Genomic DNA, 24,636 nt, shown 5'->3' on the forward strand with positions numbered 1-24,636 from the left:
TCGCCGACCGGTGGCGCGCGATAGCGTGGCGGGGTGACTCTCGGTTCTCGAGCTGTACTGGCCGCGCTGGCATCGTGCGCGTTGGCGGGGTCCTGCGCGGCGACCGCGCACGCGACGCCGTCCGACGGCGTCACGGGGGTGATCCTCTCGCGCACCACGATCGGGGACACCGAATACATCCTGCGCGAGATCACCATCGTCCCAGGCGGTTCCACCGGCTGGCACTATCACGACGGGACGCTGTACGCGGTCCTGCGCCAGGGCGAGCTGAGCCATTACGGACCCGATTGCGCGATCGATCAGGTCGGCGGGGCGGGGACCGCGTTCGTGGAGCGGGCCGGGACCAGCAATGTCCATCTGGAACGGAATCTGGGGACCGAGTCGCAGATTCTCGATGTGCTCTACGTGCTGCCCGCGGGGAGCCCGCTGTCGGAGGACGCGCCGAATCCGGGCTGCTCGTTCAACTGACCCGAGCCTCGAATTAGAACTCGTTCCAATTCGAGGTGCAGACGTGTCCGAGGGAAAACCGAGCGGCACCGCTCAGTACGGCTGGTTCGGATCCCGTTCCGGCAGTGGACGTTCCGAGATGACCGGGCGGCCGACCGGGTTGCGAACCCGGCGCTTGGCGCCCTGATAGACCAGCGCGGTCTCCTGCGCCACCACATCCCAGGCGAAGTCGGCGGTGAGGCGCTCGCGGGCGGCCCAGGCGCGCTCCTGCGCGGCGGCCGCGTCGTCGAGCACCGAGATGACCGCTTCCGCAACGCCGTTCACGTCGGCCGGTTCGAACGAGGCGCCGGTGACGCCGTCGGTGACCAGGTCGCCGAGCCCGCCCGCGGTGGAGGTGATCAGCGGGGTGCCCGCGGCGGCCGCCTCGAGGGCCACGATGCCGAAGGGCTCGTAGCGGCTGGGCAGCACGATGGCGTCGGCGCTGTGCAGCCAGCCCAGCAGATCGGTGTGGTCGAGTTTGCCGACGAAACTCACCGCGCGCGCGACGCGGTGGGCGCGGGCGCGCTCCCGCAGCCAGTCGAACTGGGTGCCGATACCGGCCACGGTGAGCGTGGTGCCCGGATGCGCCTTGCGGATGCGCGGCAGCGCGGCGATGGCGTCCTGGATGCCCTTCTCGTATTCGAGACGGCCCACGTACAGCAGTCGCGGCGGCCCGGAGCGGGGGGCGCGTTCGCGGAAGGTCCACGCGCCCACGTCGATTCCATTGCGGATCACCGTCATCGGCACCTTCTCGGCGCCGTAGAGCCGGTGCACCTCGTCCTTCATGGACTCCGAACAGGTGATGAGCGCGTCGGATTCGTGGGCCAGCCACCACTCCACCGAGTGCACCTGCCGGTTCACCCGGCCCGAGACCCAGCCGCTGTGGCGGCCCGCCTCGGTGGCGTGGATGGTCGAGACCAGCGGCACGTCGTAGTACTCGGCCAGCGTGATCGCCGGGTGCGCGACCAGCCAGTCGTGGGCGTGCACCACGTCGGGGGTCCAGCCCTCGCCGATGCCCGGCTTGTTCAGCGCGATCCCGGCCCGCACCATGGCGTGACCCATGGCCAGGGTCCAGGCCAGCATGTCCTCGCCGAAGTCGAACACCGGCGGATCCTCGGCGACCGCCACCACCAGCACGCCCTCCTCGATGAAGGAGTGCGTCGGGTGGGTGGTGGCGTCGGTGCCCATCGGCCGGCGCGCCAGCACGACGACTTCGTGCCCGGCGGCGGCCAGCTCGACGGCCAGGTGATGGACGTGGCGGCCCAGCCCACCGACTACGACGGGTGGGTACTCCCACGACACCATCAAGATCTTCATGCGGGTCCTTCTGAAGCGGGGCCGAGCCTGCGCGCATCGAGCGCGGGGAAGAGTCCGTCGGCCGCGTACCATCCTGCCGCCAACTGACCCGCTTTGGCGAGTTGCCCGGCCGTCACCGCGGCCGCGATCTCGCGCACGGCGTGCGAGTGTTCATGGGCTCGATCACGCGCGTACCCGGCCGCCGAATCCTTCGACACCATGAACGCCCAGTCGCTGGAGACGGCCAGGATCGCCTCCCGCAGCAGCTGGTCGGCAACCGTGTCGCGCAACCCGTATCGGGTGTTCTCGACCGTTCCGGCGTCCACCCGCATCTTGTCGAGGGTGTCCAGCGCGAGCCGCACCACCTCGGCGTTGAGCTGGACCAGATCGGACACCTGGTCCCCGGCCCACACCCGCCAGTCCTTGCCCGAACCCCAGGAGGAATCGGCCAATTCGACGTGTTCGCCCACGTAGCCGCGGGCCCGCGCGTCCGCGAGGGTGCCGACGGTGACCCCGGCCTCGGGCAGCGCGCGCAGCACCTGCTCGAGCCACTGCGGGCCCTCGTGCCACCAGTGGCCGAACAATTCGGTGTCGAAGGCGGCCACCACGAGGGCGGGCCGGCCGATGCGTTCCGACTCCGAGATCAGCCGTTCGCGCACGGTCGCCACGAAGTCCGCGACGTCCTTGCCGATGGCCGCCGAGGCGAGTTCGGGATCGTAAGGAGCCTTGTCAGGGCCCGACACGGTCTTGCCGGTGACACGCGCGGGCTTCAGTCCGGTGGCGTGGTCATAGTGATGGAAATCACGGTAGTAGGGCTGTCCCGGGTACCCGGATTTCGGCGACCAGACGCGATAGCTCACCGCGAGATCGCGGCCGAAGGCCACCACATCCGAATCCCACACCGGCCGGCCGAGCGTGGTATCGCCGCGCAGAGCGGGACCGTCCACCATGAAGTGCGAGATGCCGACCTTGTCGTAGGTCTGCTCCATGCCGGGCGTGAACCCGCACTCGGGCGCCCAGATGCCCGACGGCGTGTGCCCCCAGCGCGCCCGCGCGTCCGCCAGGCCCTCGACGAGTTCGAACTCGCGCAGCCGCGGATCCAGCAGCGGCTGGAACGGATGCGACAGCGGACCGCCCAGCAATTCGATGGCCTCGGCGTCGATGAGCTCGCGCCACACCGGGGAGGCGCCGTGCATCCAGCGGGTCTCGAAATCGTCGAGAGCGGCTGCGGCGAGCCGGTGTTCGTGCCGCCCGAGCGCGACATTGCCCGCCATGGAGGCCTCGTCGGCGCGCAGCCGCCAGTTGCCCAGCCAGTGGTGCATGCCCTCGAGGCAGTGCGGGTCGTCCAGCTGCGCGGCCAGCACCGGCGTGATGCCCAGGCTGATCAGATGCGAACGGCCCTCGGCGGCAAGGGTTCTGAGCACCTTCGCGACGGGCAGGTAGGACGCGGCCCAGGACTGGTAGAGCCATTCCTCGCCGACCGGCCAGCGCCCGTGATGGGCCAGCCACGGCAGGTGCGAGTGCAGGACCAGCGTGAACTGGCCCGGCACCGGGGAATTCGCGTCCGTCACGGCTTCACCGCGACGGCCAGCAGGTCGAGGCTGGCGTCGATGTCGCGCTCGGAGTCGGCCAGCAGTGCGAAGTCGTCGATGGTCACCGCGGCCACGTCGGCGGCCAGGTCGGCGGGCCACGGCTCGCCCGCCAGCGCCCGCTCGATCTGCGCGTCGATGATCGACCCGCCCCACTTCTCGTCCAGCGCAGCGAGTTCGGGCCCGTGGAAGATCCCCGCCATCAGGTCGACGGTGAAACCGGCCTCGACGAGCAGGTCGGTCATCTCGGCGGCATTCAGCTCACGCGTGTGGAAGGGGTTGAGCGGCGTGTCGCGTCCGGGGGAGAAGGTGATCCGGTTCGGGGTGGAGATCAGCAGTTGGCCGCCGGGCCGCAGCACCCGCAGGCATTCGCGCAGGAACTGGGCCTGGTCCCACAGGTGTTCGATGACCTGGAAGTTGACGACGATGTCGACCGAGGCGTCGTCCAGTGGCAGCGCGGCCAGGTTGCCCTGCACCATTTCGACGCGCGGGTACTTGGCGCGCACGTGCGCGACCGCGCTGTCGTCGTAGTCGAGGCCGGTGACACGCGCGGCGACGCCGGCGATCATATTGGCCCCGTAGCCTTCGCCACTGCCCGCCTCGAGCACGACCTTGCCCGCGCAGCGGTCGAGCATGCGCACGTAGGCGATCTCGTGGCGCCGGAACCAGTAGTTCTCCTCGGCGATGCCGGGCACCGTCCGCTCGCCGGTCAGCGGCAAGGGATCGGTGTGGTTTTCAACAGGTCTCACGGCCTCGCTCATTGCTCCGACGTTAGCGGTTGCACATATCACACCCGCGACCGGATCGACCGATGTAGAAAGTCACACGCTAAGTTACCCACGAGTAACTTAACGTAGGGTAATCTCCCGAACGAGCTACTTGTGGACGTACGGCAAAACTCGTGCGACCGCCACACCCAGTGCCACCAGAACAGGAGGTCGACGAAGACCAATGCCGAACATCGTCGTACTGATCAAGCAGGTTCCCGACACCTGGTCCGAGCGCAAGCTGACCAGCGGTGACTACACCCTCGACCGCGAGGCCGCCGACGCCATCCTCGATGAGATCAACGAGCGCGCCGTCGAGGAGGCGCTGTTGATCAAGGAGGCGCAGGGCGGCGAGGTCACCGTGCTGGCCGCCGGCCCCGATCGGGCCACCGAGGCCATCCGCAAGGCCCTCTCGATGGGCGCGGACAAGGCCATCCACATCAACGACCCGGCGATCCACGGCTCCGACGCCGTGCAGACGTCCTACATCCTGGCCGCCGCTCTGGGCCAGATCGAGGGCATCGAGCTGGTCATCGCGGGCAACGAGGCCACCGACGGTCGCGCGGGCGCCGTTCCGGCGATCATCGCCGAGTACCTGGGCCTGCCGCAGCTGACCCACCTCCGCAAGCTGACCGTCGACGGCGAGCGCATCGCCGGCGAGCGCGAGACCGACGAGGGCGTCTTCAAGCTGGAGGCCACCCTCCCGGCCATCGTCTCGGTCACCGAGAAGATCAACGAGCCGCGCTTCCCGTCCTTCAAGGGCATCATGGCCGCCAAGAAGAAGGAAGTTCAGACCTTCACCCTGGCCGATCTGGGCGTCGACCCGGAGACCGTGGGCGTTGCGAACGCCGGCACCCAGGTGACCGGTGTGACCCCGAAGCCGGCGCGCACGGCGGGCGCGAAGATCGTCGACGAGGGCGAGGGCGGCAACCAGATCGCCACCTACCTCGTTGGTCAGAAGATCATCTAAAGCCGCCCCCGAGCGAACGCAGGGGCGCAGTGCTTGCAGCTCGCCCCCAGAGACCCTGCAGGAGAAAGAACAATGGCAGAAGTACTCGTGCTCGTGGAGCACGCTGAGGGTGCCCCCAAGAAGGTCACCACCGAACTCCTCACCGCCGCCCGCTCGCTGGGCACCCCGGCCGCCGTCGTCGTCGGTGCCCCCGGCACCGCCGACAAGCTGGGCGACGCGCTGGCCGCGGCCGGCGCCGAGAAGATCTACGTCGCCGAGGGCGATGACGCCGAGGGCTTCCTCGTCACCCCCAAGGTCGACGTGCTGGCCGGCCTGTCCGAGTCCGTCGCCCCGGGCGCGATCCTGGTCGCCGCCACCGCCGACGGCAAGGAGGTGTCGGGTCGCCTGGCCGCCCGCATCGGTTCCGGTCTGCTGATCGACGTCATCGCCGTGAACGGTGACGGCTCGGTGCAGCACTCCATCTTCGGTGGCGCGTTCACCGTGGACGCCAAGGCCACCGGCGACGTGCCGGTGATCTCGGTCCGTCCGGGTGCCGTCGAGGCCGCCCCGCAGGCCGGCGCCGGCGAGAAGGTCGCCGTCGAGCTGCCCGCGCAGGAAGAGGGCGTCACCAAGGTGATCTCGCGTGAGCCGAACGTGGGCGGCGACCGCCCCGAGCTCACCGAGGCCGCGATCGTGGTGTCCGGTGGCCGTGGTGTCGGTTCGGCCGACAACTTCGGCAAGGTCGTCGAGCCGCTGGCCGACGCCCTCGGTGCCGCCGTCGGTGCTTCCCGCGCCGCCGTCGACTCCGGCTACTACCCGGGTCAGTTCCAGGTCGGTCAGACCGGTAAGACGGTCTCCCCGCAGCTGTACGTGGCCCTGGGCATCTCCGGCGCCATCCAGCACCGCGCCGGCATGCAGACCTCGAAGACCATCGTGGCCGTCAACAAGGACGAAGAAGCCCCGATCTTCGAGATCTCGGACTACGGCATCGTCGGCGACCTGTTCAACGTCGCCCCGCAGCTGACCGAGGCGGTCAAGGCTCACAAGGGCTGATCCACCTTCTGGTGAGAGCACTGTGACTGTCCCCCGGCCGGAATCGGCCGGGGGACAGTCTTTTTCGTTTCGGGTAGCGTGGCCCCGTTTCGGGGGCCACAGGAATTGAGGGCGCGGGGGTGCGCCGGATTCCGGCCAATTCTGAAACGTGTTCACTTATCTTGTGAGCGCGGCTCGGCGAAGGCTCGGGCCATGGCTCCTCGAAAGGTCGTGCACCATGCGCACTCTCATCCTCGCCGGCCTCGCCGCGGGCGCGCTGCTCGCCGGAATCGGCCCGGCGTCGGCCGCCCCGCTGCCGCTGATCGATGCCTCGGGAACCCCGGTGGCGACCGACACCGCGGGCACCGACTCGACGGGGAGCGCGACGCAGAGCGCCGCCGGGCTCGCCGGAATCTGGTGCATCCTGACCAACGGTCACTGCTGGAGCGACGTCGGGCCGGGCATGCCGTCGTAATATGGCACGGTGCTCGGGCGATTCGATCCTCGGCGTCGGCAGGCCGAGCCGGTCGCCCCTGAGAAGACCGATGCGGCAGGCGATGTCGACCTGATCGGCATCGTCACGGCCTTCCACGTCGACCTCGCAGAGTGGCTGGGCTCGGACGCGCCCCCGAAGATCTTCGACCGCATCTCCGCCCAACTCGACGACCAATTCACCTCCGTCGTCACCACCGGCCAGACCGTCGACCGCGACACCCTGCTGGCCGGACTGTGGTCGGCCCGCAACCTCCAGCCCGGATTGCGGATCGAGATCTCCGAGGTGCGGGAACTGGCGCGCAGCGGAAAGCTCCTGGTGCTGCGCTTCGTCGCGGAGAACCGCCTGGCCGAGACCCGAACCGGCCGTACGGTGACAGCAGCGCTGATCACCGACGGCCGCACCTACCGGTGGCGAACCGTGCACGAAACCCCGATGCCCGAAGCCTGAAACCGATGCGGCCGGGATCGGGCAGCGGTGTGACGCAGGGCGCGCAGAGCACGGCTGGAGTCTGATGCCTGTTCACCAACCCGTACCCCGATCAAGTTCGATCCGACTCGCAACGGGTAGGGCGGAGTGGCCGCACTGATCGCGTAGGTCGGTTGCCGGGTGGGGGCGGGGCTGCGGCAGGCTGGGGCGATGCAGATCTCACTTCCGCCCGATGTGGCCGAGAACATCGCGGGGGCTTTCGGGGAGCGTGGGCCGCGGTGGCTGGCGGAGCTTCCCGGGGTGGTGGAGCGGTTGTGCGGCGCATGGGGGTTGGAGGTTGTCGGAGAGAGTTTCGGGGGTGGGACGCATTCGTGGGTCGCGCCGGTGCGGCGGGGCGGCGGGTCGGTCGCGGTGCTGAAGGTGCCGGTGGTCGACGAGGAGAACTGTGGGGAGCCGACCGGGCTGTACTGCTATGGCGGTGACGGGGCGGTGCGGTTGTTCGAGTTCGATTCGGGGAGTGGGGCGATGCTGCTGGAGTGGGCGCGGCCGGGGACGGAACTGCTGTATCAGCCGGGGTTTCCGAGTCTGGAGGGGCGGGACGAGAACATCGGGAAGGTGGAGCAGGCGTGCCGGTTGTATCGGCGGCTGCGTCGGGAGCCCGGTGAGGTGCCGGAAGGGTTTCCGGAGCTGCCGACGGCGGCGGGGATGGTGCGGGAGTGGGAGGGGATGTTCCTGGAGCCGGAAGCCGGTGTCGCCGAAGTGATTCCGGCCTGGCTACTGGATCGGGCCGCAGCGCGATGCCGCGAACTGGCGGTGCCGGACGGGCCGCTCCTGGTGGTCAATCGCGATACTCATCTGGGCAATATCGTTGCGGCGGAGCGGGAGCCGTGGCTGCTCATCGATCCGAAGGCGTATCTCGGCGAGGCGGCCTTCGATGCCGGGTTCCTGGTGATGATCCAGGTGCAGGCCGATCCCACTACCGAACATGCGCGGGCTGTGGTCGAGCGGACCGCCGCTGCGCTCCAGGTGCGCGCCGATCGCGCGCACGCGTGGGCGTTCATGCGGTCGATGGAGGAGATCGTGTGGGCCATCGAGGACGAGGAGCCCGAGGACCTGCGCCTGCACCTCGCGGTCGCGGCGGCGCTGGCCTGAAACGCTGCGGACCGATCAGGAGCAGTGCAGGGCCGCCAGCAGGGTGGTGACGATGGGGGAGGGGCGGCCTTCGGTGCGGGTGACGGCGGAGACCGGGATGCGCAACGGGTGGCCGGTGAGGCGGAGGGTGGCGATGCCCTCGGTCTGGCTGTCGGCGTAGAGGATGGTCCAGGCGTCGGGGCGGTTGATGAGTTCCATGGTGGCGGTGTGGTCGGGCGGGATGGGCGGGCCGAAGACCGGGCCGGTGGGGAGATCGGCGAAGGCGGCGCGGACCACGTTGTGGAGGAGCACCTGCTCGGACTCGGGCGGGAGCAGCAGGGGGTAGTCGCCCAATTCCGCGAGGGTGACGTCGCCGCCGCGCATGGCGAGGGGGTGGGCGGTGGAGGTGGCGATGACCGGATCCTCGACCCAGAGCTGTTCGACGGTCAGTCCGGGCTGATCGACGCTGCCGCGGATGAGAGCCAGATCACAGTCCCCGTCGGCGACCGCTTGGATGCGCTGCCGGAACGGCTTGATGACGAACTCGATCTCCGCGCCCGGGTGCGCCTCACGCGCACCGGCGATGGCAGACAGCGATCTAGTTGCGAAGCTCATATTTGCCGCCAGGCGAATCCGCGGCCCGGAGGCCCTCACAGCTGCGCGAATGGCGGATTCCAGGCTCAACATTTGTTTCGCAAGGGGAAGTAGCCGAGTGGTCGCGTCGGTGGGTACGACCGATCTTGTCGAGCGTTCGAAGAGGTTCACGCCAAGGTCGCGTTCCAGCCGGGCGATCTGGTGGCTGATGGCCGACTGCGAGATGAAGCAGCGGCTCGCGGCCCGGCTGAAGCTCAGCTCCTCGCAGACCGCCACGAAGTAGGCGAGTTGGCGCAGCTCCACCGCATTCTCCAATTCATGATCAACGTAGATAAGAGTCATCTTGATTATGCGCCCTGACCCCTGGAACAACCGCGTTCCGAATCACGGTTAGTCATGAGAGAAGGGAGCAGTCATGTACAACGTGGAGGCGGATATCGAAACCGCCGATGTCGTCATCGTCGGATCGGGCTTCGGTGGTCTCGCCGCCGCCAAACAGCTGAACAAGTCGGGCGTGCGCTACGTCCTCATCTCGGGTACCCCCGAACACCTCTTCCAGCCACTCCTCTATCAGGTTGCGACGGGTGTGCTGGCTTCCGATGAGATCGCGCCGCCCATCGCCAACATTCTGCGCAAGCACAAGCACGGTGAGACCCGCCTGGGCAAGGTCACCGCCATCGACGCCCCGAACGCGATCCTCACCTATGAGACGCCCGAGGGCCCGCGCCGGATCCGCTACGGCAAGCTGATCGCGGCGACCGGCGCCAGCCAGTCCTATTTCGGCCGTGACGATTTCGCCGACAAGACGTTCTCGCTCAAGACCATCGACGACGCCCGCAATCTGCGCGCGCAGATCGAGCGCGTCTTCGAGCAGGCCAAGACCGCGGACCCGGAGACTCGCCGCCGGCTGCTCAGCTTCGTGGTGGTGGGCGCGGGCGCGACCGGTGTCGAGGTTGCCGGTCAGCTGAAGGAACTCGCGAAAAGGTACTTCCACCTGGAGGACACGGTCACTCTCGTGGAGGGTGCGGGCGTGGTGCTGCCGCCCTTCGGCGGCCGGCTGTCGGAATATTCGAAGCGGTCGCTGGAGCAGAGCGGCGTCGAGGTGCTGGTCGACACGTTCGTGACCGATATCGAGGACGGCAAAGTCACCGTCAAGAGCAAGGACGGTGTGGAGCGCGGCATCGCCGCCGAGACCGTGGTGTGGTCGGCGGGCGTGCAGGCGGGCGGCTTCGCCCAGGTGCTGGCGGAGGCGACCGGCTGCGAAACCGACCGCGCCGGACGCCTTCTCATCAACCCGGACTGCACGGTGGGCGGTCACGCCGACATCTTCGCGATCGGTGACATGACCTTCCTCAACGGCTACCCCGGCCAGTCGCCGGTGGCCATGCAGGAGGGCCGCCACGTCGCCGACATCATCCGCGGCAAGAAGGCCGCCGCCACCCCGTTCACGTACTGGGACAAGGGTTCGATGGCGGTGATCAACCGCTTCAACGCTGTCACCAAGCTGAACGACCAGGTGAAGTTCACCGGTTTCGTGGCCTGGGTGACCTGGCTGGCGGTGCACCTGTTCTACCTGGTCGGCTTCCGTAACCGCTTCGCCGCGGTGCTGTCGTGGCTGGTGGCGTTCATCGGCAGCGGCCGTCCCGGCTTCGGTGAGGTCGAAAAGGGTTCGGCGGCACCGGCTCCCGATCGGGAGCGCGTCGCCGCCTGACCGCTGGATCGAGAAACGAGCCGCCCGGTGATCCACCGGGCGGCTCGTTTGTCATGTGGGGAGGGTTAACCTGCGAATATGGCTGTTCCTACAACCCGATTGCTGGTGCTGGCGGTGGTGCGTCTGCTGCAACCCGTGCACGGCTACGACGTCCGCCGCGAATTGCTGTCCTGGCATGCCGACGACTGGGCCAATGTGAAGCCCGGTTCGGTGTACGGCGCGTTGAACACTCTGGAGCGGGATGGGTACATCTCGGTGGAGGACGTGGGGCAGGAGGGTGCGCGGCCGGAGCGGCGGACGTATCGGCTGACCGCGGAGGGGGAGAAGGAATTCGGGGAGTTGATGCGGGAGTCGCTCTTCGTGGCGGAGGGGTTCAAGCATCCGTATTTCGCGACGGTGGCGCTGTTTCCGCACGCGCCGAAGGAGGACGTGATGGCCGCGTTGCGCAGCCGGATCCTCCAGTTCGAGGCGCGGCTGGTGTTCCTGGAGCGGGAGGAGGCGCGGATTCTGGCGGGCAGCGGGGATCCGCGCGAGGCGGAGCCGCATCACGTGGCGGATGCGATGAATCTGGCGGCGGCGCATGTGCGGGCCGATCTGGAGTGGTCGCGGCGGACGTTGCGGCGGATCGAGAGCGGTGAGCTGGATGTCTGGTCGGGATCCATGGGCGGGGCTCCGGTGCCGCCGCCGGTGAAGTAGCCCGCCCGCGGCGCTAGTCAAGTTTTAATAGTCAAGCTTGACTATTTGAAAAGTCGTTTCTACGGTTGTGGTGTGGATACGACAGCACCCGTTCGCGGTGAACCCACCGACCCGGTGATCCGGGTCCGTGGGCTGGCCCGGACCTTCGCGACCAAAACCGGTGACGTGCAAGCGGTCTCCGGTATCGACTTCGACGTGCGCTACGGGGAGATCATCGGTCTGCTCGGCCCCAACGGCGCGGGCAAGACCACCACCCTGCGCATGATCTCGACCCTGCTCGCCCCCACCGCGGGCGAGGCCACCGTGGTGGGCGCGGACCTGCGCGCCGAGGCGCGCACCGTGCGCTCCCGGATCGGGTACGTGCCGCAGGGCGGATCGACCGGTGAGACCGAGCTGGTCGAGGACGAATTGATCCTGCAGGCCAGGCTTTTCGGTCTTTCCAAGGCCGAGGCCGAGCGCAATACGGCCGACCTGGCCAAGGCGCTGGAGTTCGACGGCCTGGAGCGGCGCAAGTGCGGGCAGCTCTCCGGCGGTCAGCGCCGGCGGGTCGATATCGCCCTGGGCCTGGTGCATCAGCCCACCCTCATCTACCTCGACGAACCCACCACGGGTCTGGATCCGCAGAGCCGCGCCAACCTGTGGGATCACATCCGGCGGCTGCGCGACGAGGGCACCACGGTCGTGCTGACCACCCACTACCTGGAGGAGGCGGACGCGCTGTGCGACCGCATACTGGTGATGGATCACGGCACCATCGTCGCCGAGGGCACGCCCGACGAGCTCAAGCGCCGCATCTCCGGTGACGTGATCAGCCTCGAAATCGAGTCCGGCAGTGCCGATCTGGCCATGGACATCGCGCAGGAGGTGCTCGACCTGCGCTCCCGGCTGCGCACCGAGGGCCACGAGAACGGCCACGCCGGAAAGAGTCTCGTGCACCTGACCGTGGAACATGGTGACGCCGCGGTGGTTCCGCTGCTGCGCGCCCTCGGCGATCGCGGCATTACGCCGGGTTCGCTCACAGTCAAGCGCCCCAGCCTCGACGACGTATTCCTCACGCTCACCGGGCGTTCGCTCCGGGAAGGAGACCGGTCATGACATTCCTGCGCGACACGGGGCTGATCTTCTGGTCCCAGCTGCGGGCCAACCTGCGCAATCCGGTGTGGGTGATCATCGGCCTGATGCAGCCGATCATCTACCTGGTGCTGTTCGGGCCGCTGGTGAAGGGCATCGCGCCCGCGCTGGGCCCGGGCGCGGACCCGTGGAAGATCCTGACCCCGGCCCTGGTCATCCAGATCGGTTTGTTCGGTGCGTTGTTCGTCGGCTTCGGCATCGTGGGCGAGCTGCGCGCGGGCGTGGTCGAACGCCAGCGGGTCACCCCCGCCTCGCGGGGCGCGCTGCTGCTGGGCCGGGTGCTCAAGGACATGGTGGTGCTGGTGGCGCAGGCCCTGGTGCTGGTCGGCGTGGCCGCCCTGGCCTTCGGACTGCGACCGAACCCGCTCGGTCTGGTGCTGTCGCTGGCGTTGATCGCGGTCATGGGCGCGGGCCTGGCGTCCGCCTCGTACGCGCTGGGCCTGTGGGCGCGTTCGGAGGACACCCTGGCCTCACTGCTGAATTCGGTGTCGGTGCCGGTCATGCTGCTGTCGGGCATCCTGCTGCCGATGACGGTGGGGCCGACCTGGTTGCAGAACCTGGCGAAGGTGAATCCGTTCTCGCACACCGTGGACGCGGCGCGAGCGCTGTTCCGCGGCGATTTCGGGGCGCACGAGGTGTATCTGGGGACCGCGGTCACGGTGGCGGTGTCGCTGCTGCTGATCCTCGTCGCCTCGCGCAGTTTCGCGCGGGAGAACGCCTGACCGACGCGTCGAGGACACCGCCCATCGCTCCGGCCCGCACGGGTCGGAGCGATGCGCCGTGTCCCCGGTTCTTCGCTGCGGGCGAAAAGTCATTGACCTGAACAGCGCTTCAGGTTTCACGATGGCGGTATGCCTGAGAACACGAGAAGGGCCCTGGTCACCGGGGCGTCGGCGGGCTTCGGCCGGGCGGTCGCGCTCGCGCTCGCCGAGCGGAATTGGGAGCTGATCATCGTCGCGCGCGGCGCGGATCGGCTCGAGCGGGTGCGGGCCGCGACCGGCGCGCACGCCATCGCGGGGGATGTCGCCGACCCCGAGGTCCGGGACCGCATCGCGCGGGCCGTCGGATCGCGGCGACTGGACCTGGTCCTCAACAACGCCAGCACGCTGGGCCCCAGCCCGCTGCCGAGGCTGGACCGGTACCCCCTCGACGAGCTGGCGACCGTCCTCGACACGAATGTGATCGCGCCCCTGGCGATCCTGCAACTCACCATGCCCGCCCTGCGCATCGCGGGCGGCACCGTGGTGGATATCAGCTCCGACGCGGCCGTGGGCGGCTACGAGGGCTGGGGCGGCTACGGCGCGTCCAAGGCGGCGCTGGACCAACTCACCAATGTCCTCGCCGCCGAGAACCCCACCCTGCGCATCTACAGCTTCGACCCCGGCGACATGCGCACCGAGATGCACCAGGCGGCCTTCCCCGGCGAGGACATCTCCGACCGCCCCGAACCGGAAACCGTGGTCCCAGCCCTGCTGCACCTCCTGGAAACCCGTCCCCCGAGCGGCCGCTACCTCGCCACGGACATGCGAGTCGCGCCATGACGATCAGCGCGAACGCGGTGGGCGGAACGCAGGCGGCCGCCGAGACGTCGGCGGTTTCGAGGCAGCAGGTCGGCTCGCCGTGGTCCCGCCGGGGCGTCACCACGGGGCCGTCCAGCCGCGGAAAGTCCGGTGGCGGTGTGGCCCTCGAATCCGCCGCCGTCGATTTCGTCCTGCCGGACGCATTGTCCGCCGCCGCTCCGCCCGAGGCGCGTCGCCTGGCCCGCGACGAGGTGCGCCTGCTGGTGTCCGACGGCCCGTCGCTCACCCACGCGCGGTTCCGGGAGCTGCCGTCCTTCCTGCGGCCGGGGGATCTGGTGGTGTTCAACAACTCCGCCATGATCACCGCGGCCGTGGACGCCGAGTACGCGGGTGCGTCGGCGGTCCTGCACTTCTCGACGTGGCTGGACGACGGCGGCTGGGTGGTGGAGCTGCGCGACCCGGCGGGCGTCCCGTGGCGCGGCGCTGCTCTGAAATCCGGTGCGCGCATTGCTCTTCAGGGCGGTCAGGTCGCCACGATGCGTGGTCCGTGGCTGCCGGATGGGGATCGACTGTGGGTCGCCGAGGTGTCGGGGGTGCCCGGCGGCATCGATATCGACGTCCGGACGGTGCTCGCCCGGTATGGCCGGCCGATCACCTATTCCTATGTGGCCGAGCGCTGGTCGGCGTCCTACTACCGGACCGTGTTCGGGATGATCCCGGGCAGCGCCGAAATGCCCAGCGCCGGTCGGCCTTTTACGGAGGCGCTGGTGACGGGTCTGATCGCGGGCGGCGTCGGCCTGGCCCCGATCACCCTGCATACGGGCGTGTCGTCGCCGGAGGCCGGGGAGCCGCCCAGTCCGGAGCGGTTCGAGGTGCCGGAGATGACCGCGCGACTGGTCGACGCCACGCGCACGGCGGGTGGGCGGGTGGTGGCGGTCGGGACCACGGTGACACGGGCGCTCGAATCCGCCGCCACCGTCGACGGCCGGGTCCGGCCGATGGCCGGGTGGACCGACCTGGTGCTGAGCGCCGACCGGCCGGCGCGGGTGGTGGACGGGCTGATCACCGGGTGGCATGCCCCGGGCGCCTCGCATCTGCATCTGCTGGAAGCGGTGGCGGGCGGGGAGGTGATCCGCGAGGCGTACCGCGCCGCGCTCGATTCCGGTTATCTGTGGCACGAATTCGGCGACGCCGCCCTCCTCTTCCGGAACTGACCCGCGGCCGTTCCGGAACTGGACCCCCGGGATGCAAGCTTCACCGACGGTGGCGTAGGCTGGCATCTTCCGCGTTGCCGAGTGCTCGCCGCCCGATTCCGGGCCCGCGGCAACGGGTTTCCTACCCGCCGGTACCCATCAGGGATACGAGCGTTTGTCCTGGTAGGGAACGTTCAGAGGCGCTTCGATGAACTCCCGGTGCGGTCTGCGTCGCGTTCACCGGACTGGCATCGACAGGTAATCCGGCGGACGCTCCGACGCAGTCTGGGACTGGCTTGATCAAGCCTATGACCACCATGGCAGCGTCGAATTCCAGCCTGCTGGCAGCCGCGTCGAAGCCCGCCCCGGAACCGCCCCGCACCACCGGACGGTCCCAGTACTCCCTGGTCGTCTCCTCCGATGCCGAGCATCGTGAGGCCGCGCAGCGCCTGCGCTACCAGGTGTTCGCCAATGAGCCGGGATTCACCATCCCCGACAACGGAACCGGCCTGGACGCCGACCGTTTCGACGACCACTGCGACCACCTGCTGGTGCGCGACGAGCTCACCGATCAGTTCGTCGGCTGCTACCGCATGCTGCCCCCGGACAAGGTGACCGCCGCCGGCGGCTACTACACCGCCACCGAATTCGATTTGGCCGCACTGGATCCCGTCGGTCACCGGATCGTCGAGATGGGCCGCGCCTGCGTGGTTCCCGACCACCGCAACGGCTCGGTGCTGACCCTGATGTGGGCGGGCATCCTGCACTACATCCAGCTCACCGGCTACGACTGGGTGATGGGCTGCGTCTCGGTCCCCATGCGGATGACGCCCGAGGACGAGCCCGGTGTGAACGTGCGCGGCGTGCGCGATCTGCTGCTGCGCAAGCACGCGCTGGACGCGGAACGCCATGTGCGCCCGTACAACCCGGTCGTGGTGGACGGCCGCGGCCTGGACGAGCTGGCGGCCCCGGCCCGTCCGAAGCTGCCGCCGCTGCTGAGCGGTTACCTACGCCTGGGCGCGGAGATCTGCGGCGAGCCCGCCCACGACCCGGAGTTCGCGGTCGCCGACTTCGTCGCGCTGCTCGGCCTCGAGACCATCAACACCCGCTACCTGGAGCGCCTGCAGGGCGCGGCCAACAGCCTGGATGCCCGGTGATATCCCATGATGCCCGCTCTGCTCTCCCCGGAGGCCGGTGCGCTCTCGTGCCCGCCCGCCGAGCCCACCGCCCACTCCTGGATGCCCCACAGCCCGTGTGGCGCTTCGTGTGTCGACTCTCCCGCTGAGGCGGGCACGCTGCGGGTCGCGGCCCGCGTGCTCGGCATCGCGGGGGTGCTGCTGAGTTTCCCGATCGCGCATGTCGCCACGCCTCGCCGCCGCCGCACCGGTCTGCAGCGCCGCTATGCGCGAGCCCTGCTGGCCTGCTGCGGAATTCGGGTCCGGATCGCCGACGAACGCGCCGCGGGGGACCGTCGTGACGGCGGTGTCCTGGTGGTGGCCCGCCACATCGGCTGGACCGACATCCTCGCGCTGACCGCTGTGGAGCCCATGGGCTTCGTGGCCCGCGCGGATCTGGTGGAGTGGCCCGCGCTCGGTGACGTGGCCAAGAAGGTGCGGGTCATCCCGATCGATCGGGAGCGGCTGCGCCAACTGCCGTCGGTCATCGAGACCATGGCGGCCCGGCTCTCCGCCGGTGACCGCGTCTGCTTCTTCCCCGAGGGCACCACCTGGTGCGGTCGCGCGCACGGCACGCTGCGGCCCGCGCTGTTCCAGGCGGCCGTCGATTCCGGGGCGCCGGTGCAGCCGCTGCGGCTGCGGTATGTGAACGCCGCGGGCGAACTGTCCACGGTCCCCGGCTTCGTCGGCGTGGACTCGCTGGCGGACTCGTTCCGGCGGGTGCTGCGCTCCAAGGGCGTGGTCGCCGAGATCACCCTGCGGCCGCAGCTGGTCCCGGACACCGACCGGCACGAGCTGGCGCGGCGCTGTGAGCAGGAGCTGGAGGGCGACACCGTCGCCCGTGCCTTCACCGATGTGATCCACGGTTCGGAGCACCTCGCAGCTATCGGTACCGGCGCGACGCGGCAGGCCGCGGTCGACCGGGTGTGATTCGGATCAATTTCACAGGGTATTAGGGGATTTCACCGGTTTGCGCTGAATGTCCGTTAGGGGGTTGCGCCGTCGTCCGGTCTCCGGACCCCCTAATTGTCGCTAGTTCTCAGCTTCCAGGCCGACCAGTCGGTAACGCCCGGCCCGCGTTATTCGACGGCAAGGCAATCGAATAACGACGTCTGGAAGCGAATACATCAATGTCGGCAAGGACATTCCCGGCTGCCGTGGTCATCGCCGCGGCCGTAGCTCTCTGCGCGCCGTCAGCCACCGCTGACCCCACCACGACCGCGCCCGCCCCGGGCCTCGGCCTCGGCGTCGATGTCAACGTCGGCCCGGGCGGGCTCGGCGTCGACGTGAACACCGGCGCCCACGTAGGCGGAAACGCCGGTGGCGGTGTGCAGGCCGGCGGTAATACGCAGGCCGGTGGCAATGCCAATGGTGGCGTCCAGGCGGGCGGTAATACGCAGGCCGGCGGGAATGCCAATGGTGGCGTGCAGGTCGGTGGCAATACGCAGGCCGGTGGCAATGCCAATGGTGGCGTGCAGGTCGGCGGTAATACGCAGGCCGGTGGCAATGCCAATGGTGGCGTGCAGGTCGGCGGCAATACGCAAGCCGGCGGAAACGCGGGCGGCGGCGTGGATGTCGGCGGTGGCGTCCAGACCGGCGGAAACGCCGGTGGCGGTATCGATATCGGTGGCGGTGTGCAGACCGGCGGGAATGCCAACGGCGGCCTGGACATCGGTGGCGGCGTGCAGACCGGTGGCAATGCCAACGGCGGCCTGGACATCGGCGGGGGAGTGCAGACCGGTGGTAATGCCAATGGTGGCGTGCAGATCGGCGGGGGAGTGCAGACCGGTGGCAATGCCAACGGCGGCGTGCAGATCGGCGGCGGTGTCCAGACCGGTGGCAATGCCAACGGCGGCGTGCAGGTCGGCGGCAACACCAATATCGGTGGCGAGGCGCAGGGCGGCGGCCTGGGCGGCGTCGACCTGACCGTGTCCGGCGGCGCGGCCGCGGGCGCGGATGTGGTGAACGGCATGACGATTCCGATCGGCGCGAGCACCGGCATCCCCGGCGGCATCGCGGCGACCGACGCGGTCCCGGCCGGCGGCTACAAGATTCCGAAGGGCGCGCCGGAGACCGGTGCCGGTGGCATGGCGGGCGTCCGATGATGACCGGACGCCGAAACATGATGAGCACGACGCCGGTCCGCCGCAGACCGTTGGCCGCCGTGGCCGCGGTGCTGGCGGTCACCGCGGCCCTGGTCTCGGGCTGCGGTTCCTCCGGCGGTTCGGACGCGCCGTCGACCTCGCGGGTGCCGACCACGGTCGCGGTGAAGACGGCCGCGTCGATCACCCGGTCCACCCCGGTGTCGTTCGCGATTCCCTCGATCAATGCCGCCGGATCGCTGATCTCGGTGGGCCTCAATGCCGATGGCTCGGTCCAGGTGCCCGCCGACTATCAGCAGGCCGCCTGGTACCAGCAGGGTCCTGCCCCCGGTGAGCAGGGCTCGTCGGTCATCCTCGGCCATGTCGACTCCTACAAGGGCCCGGGTGTGTTCTTCGCCCTGAAGAAGGTCAAGAAGGACGACATGATCGACGTGACCCGCGCCGACGGCAAGGTCGCGCACTTCAAGGTCACCGATGTGCGGATGTACCTGAAGTCGGAATTCCCCGACCAGACCGTGTTCGGCCCTCGTGGCGGCGCGACCCTGCAGGTCGTCACCTGCGGCGGCGACTTCGACAAGAACGCCAAGAGCTACCTGTCGAACGTGGTCGTCTTCTCCTCGCTGGACTCGGTGACCTAGCCGAGAGTGACGGTGACCTAGCCGAGAGTGACGGAGCCCACCGCGCGGTCGCGGACTGATCAGGAATCGAGAAGCACTGGTCAGGCCCGCGACCGTAGCGTCGTGGACATGACCTCCATCGAATTCATCACTCTCGATGTCGCCGATCCCGAGGCGGCCGCCCACTTCTACGCCACCGCCTTCGGCCTGGACGCCGAGCTGCGGTTCCGCGCCGCCCAGGAGCCCAGCACGGGCTTCCGCGGCTACACCCTGTCCCTGACCGTCGCCCAGCCGGCGGACGCCGACGCCTACCTCGACGCGGCCGTCGCCGCGGGCGCGACGGTGCTGAAGCCCGCGGCCAAATCGATGTGGGGCTACGGCGGCGTGGTCCAGGCCCCCGACGGCGCGATCTGGAAGGTCGCCACCTCCGCCAAGAAGAACTCGGGCCCCGCGACCAAACGTTTCGAGTCCCTGGTCCTGCTGCTCGGCGTCGCGAATATCGGCGCCGCCAAGCGCTTCTACATCGACCACGGCCTGCCCGTGGCCAAGAGCTTCGGTCCCGTGTACGTCGAATTCGACACCGGCTCGGGCCCGATCAAGCTGGCCCTCTACAAGCGCCGCGCACTCGCGAAAGACGCGGGCGTGCCCGCCGACGGCACCGGCTCCCACCGGCTCACCATCGGCGGCTCCGAAACCTTCACCGACCCCGACGGTTTCGCCTGGACACCCGCCACCCAGCCCGTCACTCGGTGATCCGCGGCGCGGTCAGGGCACGATGACGGCGCGGCCAAGCCTTGGGGGAGTGGTCTCAGTCCCAGGCGTAGGTGCCGTCGAGCAGGGCTTCCAGCAGCGGGCGGTGCATGACGAAGTCGTCGCGGTCCTCGGGTTCGGTGGTCTCGCCGAAGTGGATCATGCGCCGCCAGATGCGGGCCATGACGATGCCGTGGCGCAGTGCGGCGTACAGGAGATGCCAGTCCATGTCCTGCGGCGCGTGGCCGGTGCGCTCGGTGTAGAGCCGCTCGACGTCGCTGCGGCGCAGGAAGTCCGGCAGTCCGGGCTGGTCGAAGCGGACGGCCATGTCCTGGAAGAACCGGTGCATGAAGATCGGCCACGCCACGTCGAGTTCGCGCGGGCCGATGGCGGCCATCTCCCAGTCCAGCACCGCGGTCGGGTCGCCGCCGTCGAACATGATGTTGCCGGGCCGGGCGTCACCCCAAGTGAGCACGTCCGCGCCGGATTCGGTCGGCCAGTTGCGCTCGAGCCAGTCGAAAGCGCGCTCCAGCACGGGGATTCCGAAACCGTCGCGGGCGAGCGCCCACTCGTACCAGTCGCGCTGGGCCTGGAAGTGGCTGCGCAGCGCGGAGCCGTCCCCGGCCAGCATGGGGAAGCGCCGGGCGGGTTCGTCGATGGCGTGCACCTGCGCGATCACCTCGACGGTGTGGCGGGTGATCGCCGCCCGCTCCTCGGGCGTTGCGTCGAACAGCCAGCCGGTGAAGACGTAGGGCGGATTGTCCTCGCAGACCCGCCCGGCGACGCGGCCCATGACGAAGAACGGTGAGCCGAGCACGCCGGGATCGGTTTCCAGCCAGTGCAGTTCGGGCAGCGGTGCGTCGACCGCGTCGGCCACACCCGACATGACGGCGAACTGTGTTTCCAGATCGTAGGTTTCGAACAGCGGGAACGAATCCGCCTCGGGGGCGAGCCGCGCCACGAACCGCCCGCCGCGGGATTCCCCGCCGACGCTCCATTCGGCGTCGAAAAGCAGTGTGGCGCTCGACATCCCGCCGCCCTTGGGCTTGACCAGGCCGGTGACCCGCGGCGTGGCGTCGGCGTCGACGCGGGTGGCCAGCCAGTGTTCCAGCCGCACGGTCAGCTCGTCGTTGTCGCGGTCGGAAACCGTGAGTTTCCAACTCTGGTCGGGCGCGGGGGCGGACATCTGCGGAGTTCCTCCTGGGGCGAAGAGCGAGTGAGCCGAACCATGCTCTCCGGGGACTGTAACGCGTTCTAATTTGTCGGCGAAACTGCCACGGCGCGTGCTCCGGTAGGTGGGACTCAAGTTGATATTCAGGGTTTTCGAGCCATTTACCCGAACCGCTCGGAAATTGTCACTTGATGTAACACGTATCAGATTTCCCAATGCGGCGCTCCGAGCGCGGAGTGTGTTTTGTGGCCAGGTTCGCATTTGCTACGCGGTTTCCGCGCGAGTTGTCTACCGTCATGAATGCGCGCCGGTCATGTGGCGGACGGAAGGGGGCGGGGCGCAGTGACAACAGGATTGGCTTGTCCCAGTTGGTGTATGGCGCATGAGGAGACCGATCGGCCGGGACTCGACAGCGGGGGAACGCATTTCGGCCTGATGCTCGATGTCGATGACGTATCAACGTCGGCATCAGCGGGTTTCGTGCAGCTGCGGGCGACCGGTGAGGAGCTGCGGCACCGGCGGGTGGACCTGGTGTTCGCCCCGCATCTGTGGGTCGAGATGACCGAGGGGCAGGCCTCCGATATCGCGCGGGCGCTGTGTGCCGGAGCGGCGCTGTGTGATCGGACCGTCGACTCCCCGGCTCGCTGTCCGGCCTGGTGTCGCTGCCACGACGATCCCGAGGGCTGGGTGCACTACGGCCCGAAGCGGGTGGTGGAGGTGTCGGGCGAGCCGCGCTCGGTGGAGATCCAGCTGTGCGCCTTCAACTGCGGCCACGACCGCAGGCTCATTATCGAATTCACCGTCGGCCACGAGGAGATCGTGGAATTCGCCCCGGCCGCCGCGCGCCGGATCGCCGCCCATTTGATGGAAGCCGCCGACCTGCTGGGTTGACGGCCCGGATTGTCGGCTCTCCGACCGGGTATTCGCCTACGATAGCTGGTGATTTGCGAGCTGTGGTCGCTTGCGTTCGTGCATGGGCCTGATCGTTCCTTCTCACGGCAAAGGGGATCGGTGTGCGAAACATAGGTTTGTCCAGTTCGGTCCGGTTGCGCAGGGCGGCGCTGCTCGGCTGCTCCGCGGGCCTCGGCGTGGCCCTGCTGGTGACTCCGGCGCAGGCGCAGGTGCCCGGGGCCGAGGAGATCGCCCAGAAATACGAGCAGTTCGGCGGCACCGGATCCTTGCTCGGCAACCCGTCCGGTGACGTCCGCGAGGTGGCGGGCGGCGCGGTCCGCGATTATGCGGGCGGCGCGATCTACTACTCGCGGCCCACCGGCGCGCATATCCTCTACGGCGACATCCTGGCCGACTATCGGCAGCTCGGCGGGCCCGGCAGTGATCTCGGCTTCCCCACCAACGACGAATCGATGACGCCCGGCGACACCGGACGGTTCAGCGACTTCTCCGCGCCCGACGGCGCGGCCATCTACTGGACGCCCCGGCGGTCGTGGGTGGTCCGCGGTCCGATGCTCGCGGCCTACCGCACGCTGGGCGGACCGGCCGCCGAGCTCGGCTTCCCGGCCGCCGCCGCGACCGTCGACGCCGACGGCACCGTCACCCAGAAGTTCACCGGCGACAATGGCGCCGCGGAGATCTCCTGGAACCCGCAGCGCGGATTCGGCACGGTGCCACGCGGTTTGGCTGCGGGTTTGGCCGATTTGTCGGTTCCTGGCGTGGCCGGTCAGCTCCCCGGCGGCACGGTGAACCTGCCGGAGGGCTCGGTGAACCTGCCCGACGGCAAGGTGCGGCTCCCGGACGGATCGATTCGTTTGCCAGACGGTAGCTTTCAGCTGTCGAATGGGAATGTCGTGCTGCCTGACGGCTCCATCAAGCTCCCCGACGGCTCGATCACCTTGCCGGAGGGCGCGGTTCGGCTGCCCGACGGTTCGCTCCGGTACGCGAACGGTCTGATCCGGATGCCGGACGGTGCATTCACGCTGCCCGAAGGCGCGGTGCAGCTGCCCGACGGCACCGTGAAGATGCCCGACGGCTCGATCGTATTCCCCAGTGGCGGTGTGAAGATGCCCGACGGGTCCTTCAAGCTCCCGGGGATGTCGGCGCCGAGCACCGACCGGGCCGAGGGCTGGTTCACCAAGTTCAAGCACAACCTGGGCTGGTGGTGGCTGATCGCGCTGCTGGCCATCGCGGCAGCGATCATCGGACTGCTCGCCCTGCTGGTGTGGGCGTGGCGGAAGTTCCGCGGCGGCAACGGATCGGGCCGCTCGGATGCGGCGGTCGGCGCGACCAAGCCCGTAGGGGATGCCAAGAGTTTGACCGCGGAGGCGCAGAGCGACACGATGCGCATGACGGGTGGCGGATTGGATGGGCGGGGCGGCGGGGTCGATGCGCGGGGCGCCGCATCCCGGGCCACGGGTGCGGTCGGTGACGCCGCCGCGGGCACCGGCAACCTGCGCAGAAAGGCGGGTCTGGCAGCCGCGGGAGCCGCAGGTGCCGGAGCCGTCGGCGTGGCCTCGCTCGGCAGGCGCAGCAGGATGACCACCGCGCCGCTGACGGCCGACCCCGAGCTGGACACCATGCTCCGCGGTCTGGGTGACGGCGCCGTCCTCGACATCACGTACGGCGAAGCGTTGCAGGGTCTTTCGCCGGTGGTGGTCGGCACCAAGCTGCTGGTCGACGAGAACCTGAGCCCCCGGCTGGCCGAACGGCTGGAGGCCGCGGGCTACGACGTGGCGCACGCGCGGGATATCGGCCTGTTCGGTGGCGACAACCGGCGGGCGCTGGAGCAGGCGAAGTCGAGCGGCCGCACCCTGGTGACCGCCGAGCGGGCCTACGTTCCCGATCTCGTCGCGGGTGCGTCGGTGCCGAGCGTGGTGCTGCTGCACTCAGCGGACGCCACGGTCGACGATCAGGTGACGGTGCTGAAGCAGGCGCTGCCGCGGCTGAATCAGCTGCTGTCCGGTGGCGCCCTGGCGGTGCTGTCGGAGCAGCGGATCCAGGCGTGGCGTCTGCCGTCGTCGCGCGGCTAGGTTCGAATTCGCCGGTTCTCCCGTGGCGCCGGCGCCGATGCGTTCGCAGTGGCGCCGACGCCATTTCTTTTGTGCGACTCGTCCTTTTTGTAAAGAATGCGCGGCGCGCCCGCGACGCATGAGGTGACGCAATCCCGTATTCGGCTCGTCTATCCCAGTGACATCGGCCCGGCATTCGTCTGCGTCACCACTTCCTTTCGGTTAGGACGGTGTCGTGAACAACGTGAGGTCTGGATCGTCACGGTCGCGAGCACGATGTCTGCGAATTCCGCGGGCCCGAGGTCGGGTTCGAATTGTGTTACGGGAAGCGGGGTTCCGGCCTGGCCGCCACCGCCGGCCTCGTCGTGGATCGGGTCTGCTCGCTGCCCTTGGACTTCTCGATGATCGAGCTGAGCCGCCCGCCCGGCCGCTGACAGTCTCGAGCGCTCGGCGGTTTCCGCTGTCAGCGCGCGGTCGGCGGGCTGTCAGCGGCCGCGGCCATCGTCGTGTGTGTGCCGGAGCGACGGCACACCACCACGAAGGAGGACACCATGAACAACTCGGCGATCGCGCGGCTGGAAACGCTGGCGCATCGGATGGAGCCGGCCGCACGGGTCGACCGCGACGCGCGGGACTGGCTGACCGAGGTGCGGACCGCCATCCTCGAACTGCGGCAGCAGCCCGCGCCCGGGTCCCGATCGGGCGGCGGCCTCCTGGAGTCGGTCGGTGAGGGCCTGGCCCTGGGCGCGGGCTTCGCCGTCGGCGAGGAGATCGTCGAGGACCTGTTCGACTGGTGAACCGGCCCGCGGGTATGGCGGGAATACCGACGCGACGGCGGCGG

General features: G+C 69.1%; 25 protein-coding genes. 20 read left to right on the forward strand and 5 right to left on the reverse strand.

Annotation, left to right across the window (positions count from 1 at the left end; genetic code table 11):
- Positions 1–33 precede the first annotated feature (33 nt).
- Complete coding sequence (locus tag ACFRAQ_RS19785; protein ID WP_379101529.1) at positions 34–468, forward strand: cupin; 435 nt, start codon at positions 34–36, stop codon at positions 466–468.
- A gap of 72 nt (positions 469–540) precedes the next feature.
- Here the strand turns inward: ACFRAQ_RS19785 and ACFRAQ_RS19790 are convergent, their stop codons facing one another.
- The 3 genes from ACFRAQ_RS19790 to ACFRAQ_RS19800 are packed head-to-tail and all read right to left on the reverse strand — an operon-like array spanning position 541 to position 4,132.
- On the reverse strand, positions 541–1,803 hold the full coding sequence (locus ACFRAQ_RS19790) for a glycosyltransferase family 4 protein (protein WP_357096249.1): 1,263 nt from the start codon (positions 1,801–1,803) through the stop codon (positions 541–543).
- Positions 1,800–3,353 carry a 1,4-alpha-glucan branching protein domain-containing protein gene (locus ACFRAQ_RS19795; RefSeq protein ID WP_379101532.1) on the reverse strand — a complete coding sequence of 518 codons (1,554 nt, stop codon included), beginning with the start codon at positions 3,351–3,353 and terminating at the stop codon, positions 1,800–1,802. The genes ACFRAQ_RS19790 and ACFRAQ_RS19795 overlap by 4 nt, the downstream gene beginning before the upstream one ends.
- Positions 3,350–4,132, reverse strand: coding sequence for a class I SAM-dependent methyltransferase (locus tag ACFRAQ_RS19800; protein WP_379101534.1), 783 nt, complete (start codon positions 4,130–4,132; stop codon positions 3,350–3,352). The genes ACFRAQ_RS19795 and ACFRAQ_RS19800 overlap by 4 nt, the downstream gene beginning before the upstream one ends.
- A gap of 190 nt (positions 4,133–4,322) precedes the next feature.
- Between ACFRAQ_RS19800 and ACFRAQ_RS19805 the strand changes: the two genes are divergently transcribed.
- The 5 genes from ACFRAQ_RS19805 (at position 4,323) to ACFRAQ_RS19825 (ending at position 8,193) form a co-directional block, all read left to right on the forward strand.
- Positions 4,323–5,108: an electron transfer flavoprotein subunit beta/FixA family protein gene (locus ACFRAQ_RS19805; protein ID WP_357096241.1), complete on the forward strand. Its 786-nt coding sequence runs from the start codon at positions 4,323–4,325 to the stop codon at positions 5,106–5,108.
- A gap of 72 nt (positions 5,109–5,180) precedes the next feature.
- Entirely contained in the window at positions 5,181–6,140 is a 960-nt protein-coding gene (locus ACFRAQ_RS19810) for an electron transfer flavoprotein subunit alpha/FixB family protein (RefSeq protein ID WP_379101537.1), read from the forward strand.
- Between the two features lie 217 nt (positions 6,141–6,357).
- Entirely contained in the window at positions 6,358–6,594 is a 237-nt protein-coding gene (locus ACFRAQ_RS19815; RefSeq protein WP_379101539.1) for a hypothetical protein, read from the forward strand.
- Between the two features lie 9 nt (positions 6,595–6,603).
- Positions 6,604–7,062 carry a hypothetical protein gene (locus ACFRAQ_RS19820; RefSeq protein ID WP_379101541.1) on the forward strand — a complete coding sequence of 153 codons (459 nt, stop codon included), beginning with the start codon at positions 6,604–6,606 and terminating at the stop codon, positions 7,060–7,062.
- A gap of 189 nt (positions 7,063–7,251) precedes the next feature.
- Positions 7,252–8,193: an aminoglycoside phosphotransferase family protein gene (locus ACFRAQ_RS19825; protein WP_379101543.1), complete on the forward strand. Its 942-nt coding sequence runs from the start codon at positions 7,252–7,254 to the stop codon at positions 8,191–8,193.
- Positions 8,194–8,208: 15 nt separating this feature from the next.
- Here the strand turns inward: ACFRAQ_RS19825 and ACFRAQ_RS19830 are convergent, their stop codons facing one another.
- Complete coding sequence (locus tag ACFRAQ_RS19830) at positions 8,209–9,069, reverse strand: LysR family transcriptional regulator (RefSeq protein WP_357096221.1); 861 nt, start codon at positions 9,067–9,069, stop codon at positions 8,209–8,211.
- A gap of 112 nt (positions 9,070–9,181) precedes the next feature.
- Here ACFRAQ_RS19830 and ACFRAQ_RS19835 point away from each other — a divergent pair, with 112 nt between their 5' ends.
- The 11 genes from ACFRAQ_RS19835 to ACFRAQ_RS19885 all read left to right on the forward strand — a co-directional run bounded on the left by ACFRAQ_RS19835 (position 9,182) and on the right by ACFRAQ_RS19885 (position 19,664).
- On the forward strand, positions 9,182–10,477 hold the full coding sequence (locus ACFRAQ_RS19835; RefSeq protein ID WP_379101545.1) for an NAD(P)/FAD-dependent oxidoreductase: 1,296 nt from the start codon (positions 9,182–9,184) through the stop codon (positions 10,475–10,477).
- Between the two features lie 78 nt (positions 10,478–10,555).
- The gene (locus ACFRAQ_RS19840; protein ID WP_379101547.1) at positions 10,556–11,173 is read left to right on the forward strand and encodes a PadR family transcriptional regulator; all 618 of its coding nucleotides are present in this window, start codon (positions 10,556–10,558) and stop codon (positions 11,171–11,173) included.
- A 72-nt stretch (positions 11,174–11,245) separates the two neighbouring features.
- Positions 11,246–12,268: an ATP-binding cassette domain-containing protein gene (locus ACFRAQ_RS19845; protein ID WP_379101549.1), complete on the forward strand. Its 1,023-nt coding sequence runs from the start codon at positions 11,246–11,248 to the stop codon at positions 12,266–12,268.
- Positions 12,265–13,026, forward strand: a complete 762-nt coding sequence (locus tag ACFRAQ_RS19850; protein WP_379101552.1) for an ABC transporter permease — start codon at positions 12,265–12,267, stop codon at positions 13,024–13,026. Before ACFRAQ_RS19845 ends, ACFRAQ_RS19850 begins: the two co-directional genes overlap by 4 nt.
- Before the next feature lie 129 nt (positions 13,027–13,155).
- Positions 13,156–13,845, forward strand: a complete 690-nt coding sequence (locus ACFRAQ_RS19855) for an SDR family NAD(P)-dependent oxidoreductase (RefSeq protein ID WP_379101554.1) — start codon at positions 13,156–13,158, stop codon at positions 13,843–13,845.
- Positions 13,842–15,038, forward strand: coding sequence for an S-adenosylmethionine:tRNA ribosyltransferase-isomerase (locus tag ACFRAQ_RS19860; protein ID WP_379101556.1), 1,197 nt, complete (start codon positions 13,842–13,844; stop codon positions 15,036–15,038). Before ACFRAQ_RS19855 ends, ACFRAQ_RS19860 begins: the two co-directional genes overlap by 4 nt.
- A gap of 287 nt (positions 15,039–15,325) precedes the next feature.
- Entirely contained in the window at positions 15,326–16,174 is an 849-nt protein-coding gene (locus ACFRAQ_RS19865) for a GNAT family N-acyltransferase (protein WP_357096203.1), read from the forward strand.
- 6 nt (positions 16,175–16,180) lie between these two features.
- Positions 16,181–17,122: a lysophospholipid acyltransferase family protein gene (locus ACFRAQ_RS19870; protein ID WP_379101557.1), complete on the forward strand. Its 942-nt coding sequence runs from the start codon at positions 16,181–16,183 to the stop codon at positions 17,120–17,122.
- 200 nt (positions 17,123–17,322) lie between these two features.
- Positions 17,323–18,297, forward strand: a complete 975-nt coding sequence (locus ACFRAQ_RS19875) for a hypothetical protein (RefSeq protein WP_379101558.1) — start codon at positions 17,323–17,325, stop codon at positions 18,295–18,297.
- Complete coding sequence (locus ACFRAQ_RS19880; RefSeq protein ID WP_379101560.1) at positions 18,297–18,932, forward strand: class F sortase; 636 nt, start codon at positions 18,297–18,299, stop codon at positions 18,930–18,932. The genes ACFRAQ_RS19875 and ACFRAQ_RS19880 overlap by 1 nt, the downstream gene beginning before the upstream one ends.
- Before the next feature lie 108 nt (positions 18,933–19,040).
- Positions 19,041–19,664 carry a VOC family protein gene (locus ACFRAQ_RS19885; RefSeq protein WP_379101562.1) on the forward strand — a complete coding sequence of 208 codons (624 nt, stop codon included), beginning with the start codon at positions 19,041–19,043 and terminating at the stop codon, positions 19,662–19,664.
- A gap of 55 nt (positions 19,665–19,719) precedes the next feature.
- Here ACFRAQ_RS19885 and ACFRAQ_RS19890 read toward each other — a convergent pair whose 3' ends face one another.
- Entirely contained in the window at positions 19,720–20,847 is a 1,128-nt protein-coding gene (locus tag ACFRAQ_RS19890) for a phosphotransferase family protein (RefSeq protein ID WP_379101564.1), read from the reverse strand.
- Positions 20,848–21,207: 360 nt separating this feature from the next.
- Between ACFRAQ_RS19890 and ACFRAQ_RS19895 the strand changes: the two genes are divergently transcribed.
- From ACFRAQ_RS19895 to ACFRAQ_RS19905, 3 genes are all read left to right on the forward strand, one after another.
- The gene (locus ACFRAQ_RS19895; protein ID WP_379101566.1) at positions 21,208–21,723 is read left to right on the forward strand and encodes a DUF6907 domain-containing protein; all 516 of its coding nucleotides are present in this window, start codon (positions 21,208–21,210) and stop codon (positions 21,721–21,723) included.
- A gap of 122 nt (positions 21,724–21,845) precedes the next feature.
- Positions 21,846–23,816: a DUF5615 family PIN-like protein gene (locus ACFRAQ_RS19900; protein ID WP_379101568.1), complete on the forward strand. Its 1,971-nt coding sequence runs from the start codon at positions 21,846–21,848 to the stop codon at positions 23,814–23,816.
- A 530-nt stretch (positions 23,817–24,346) separates the two neighbouring features.
- The gene (locus tag ACFRAQ_RS19905) at positions 24,347–24,592 is read left to right on the forward strand and encodes a hypothetical protein (RefSeq protein ID WP_379101570.1); all 246 of its coding nucleotides are present in this window, start codon (positions 24,347–24,349) and stop codon (positions 24,590–24,592) included.
- The last annotated feature ends 44 nt before the right edge of the window (positions 24,593–24,636 follow it).

Source organism: Nocardia sp. NPDC056611, assembly GCF_042792755.1.
Lineage (GTDB): Bacteria > Actinomycetota > Actinomycetes > Mycobacteriales > Mycobacteriaceae > Nocardia.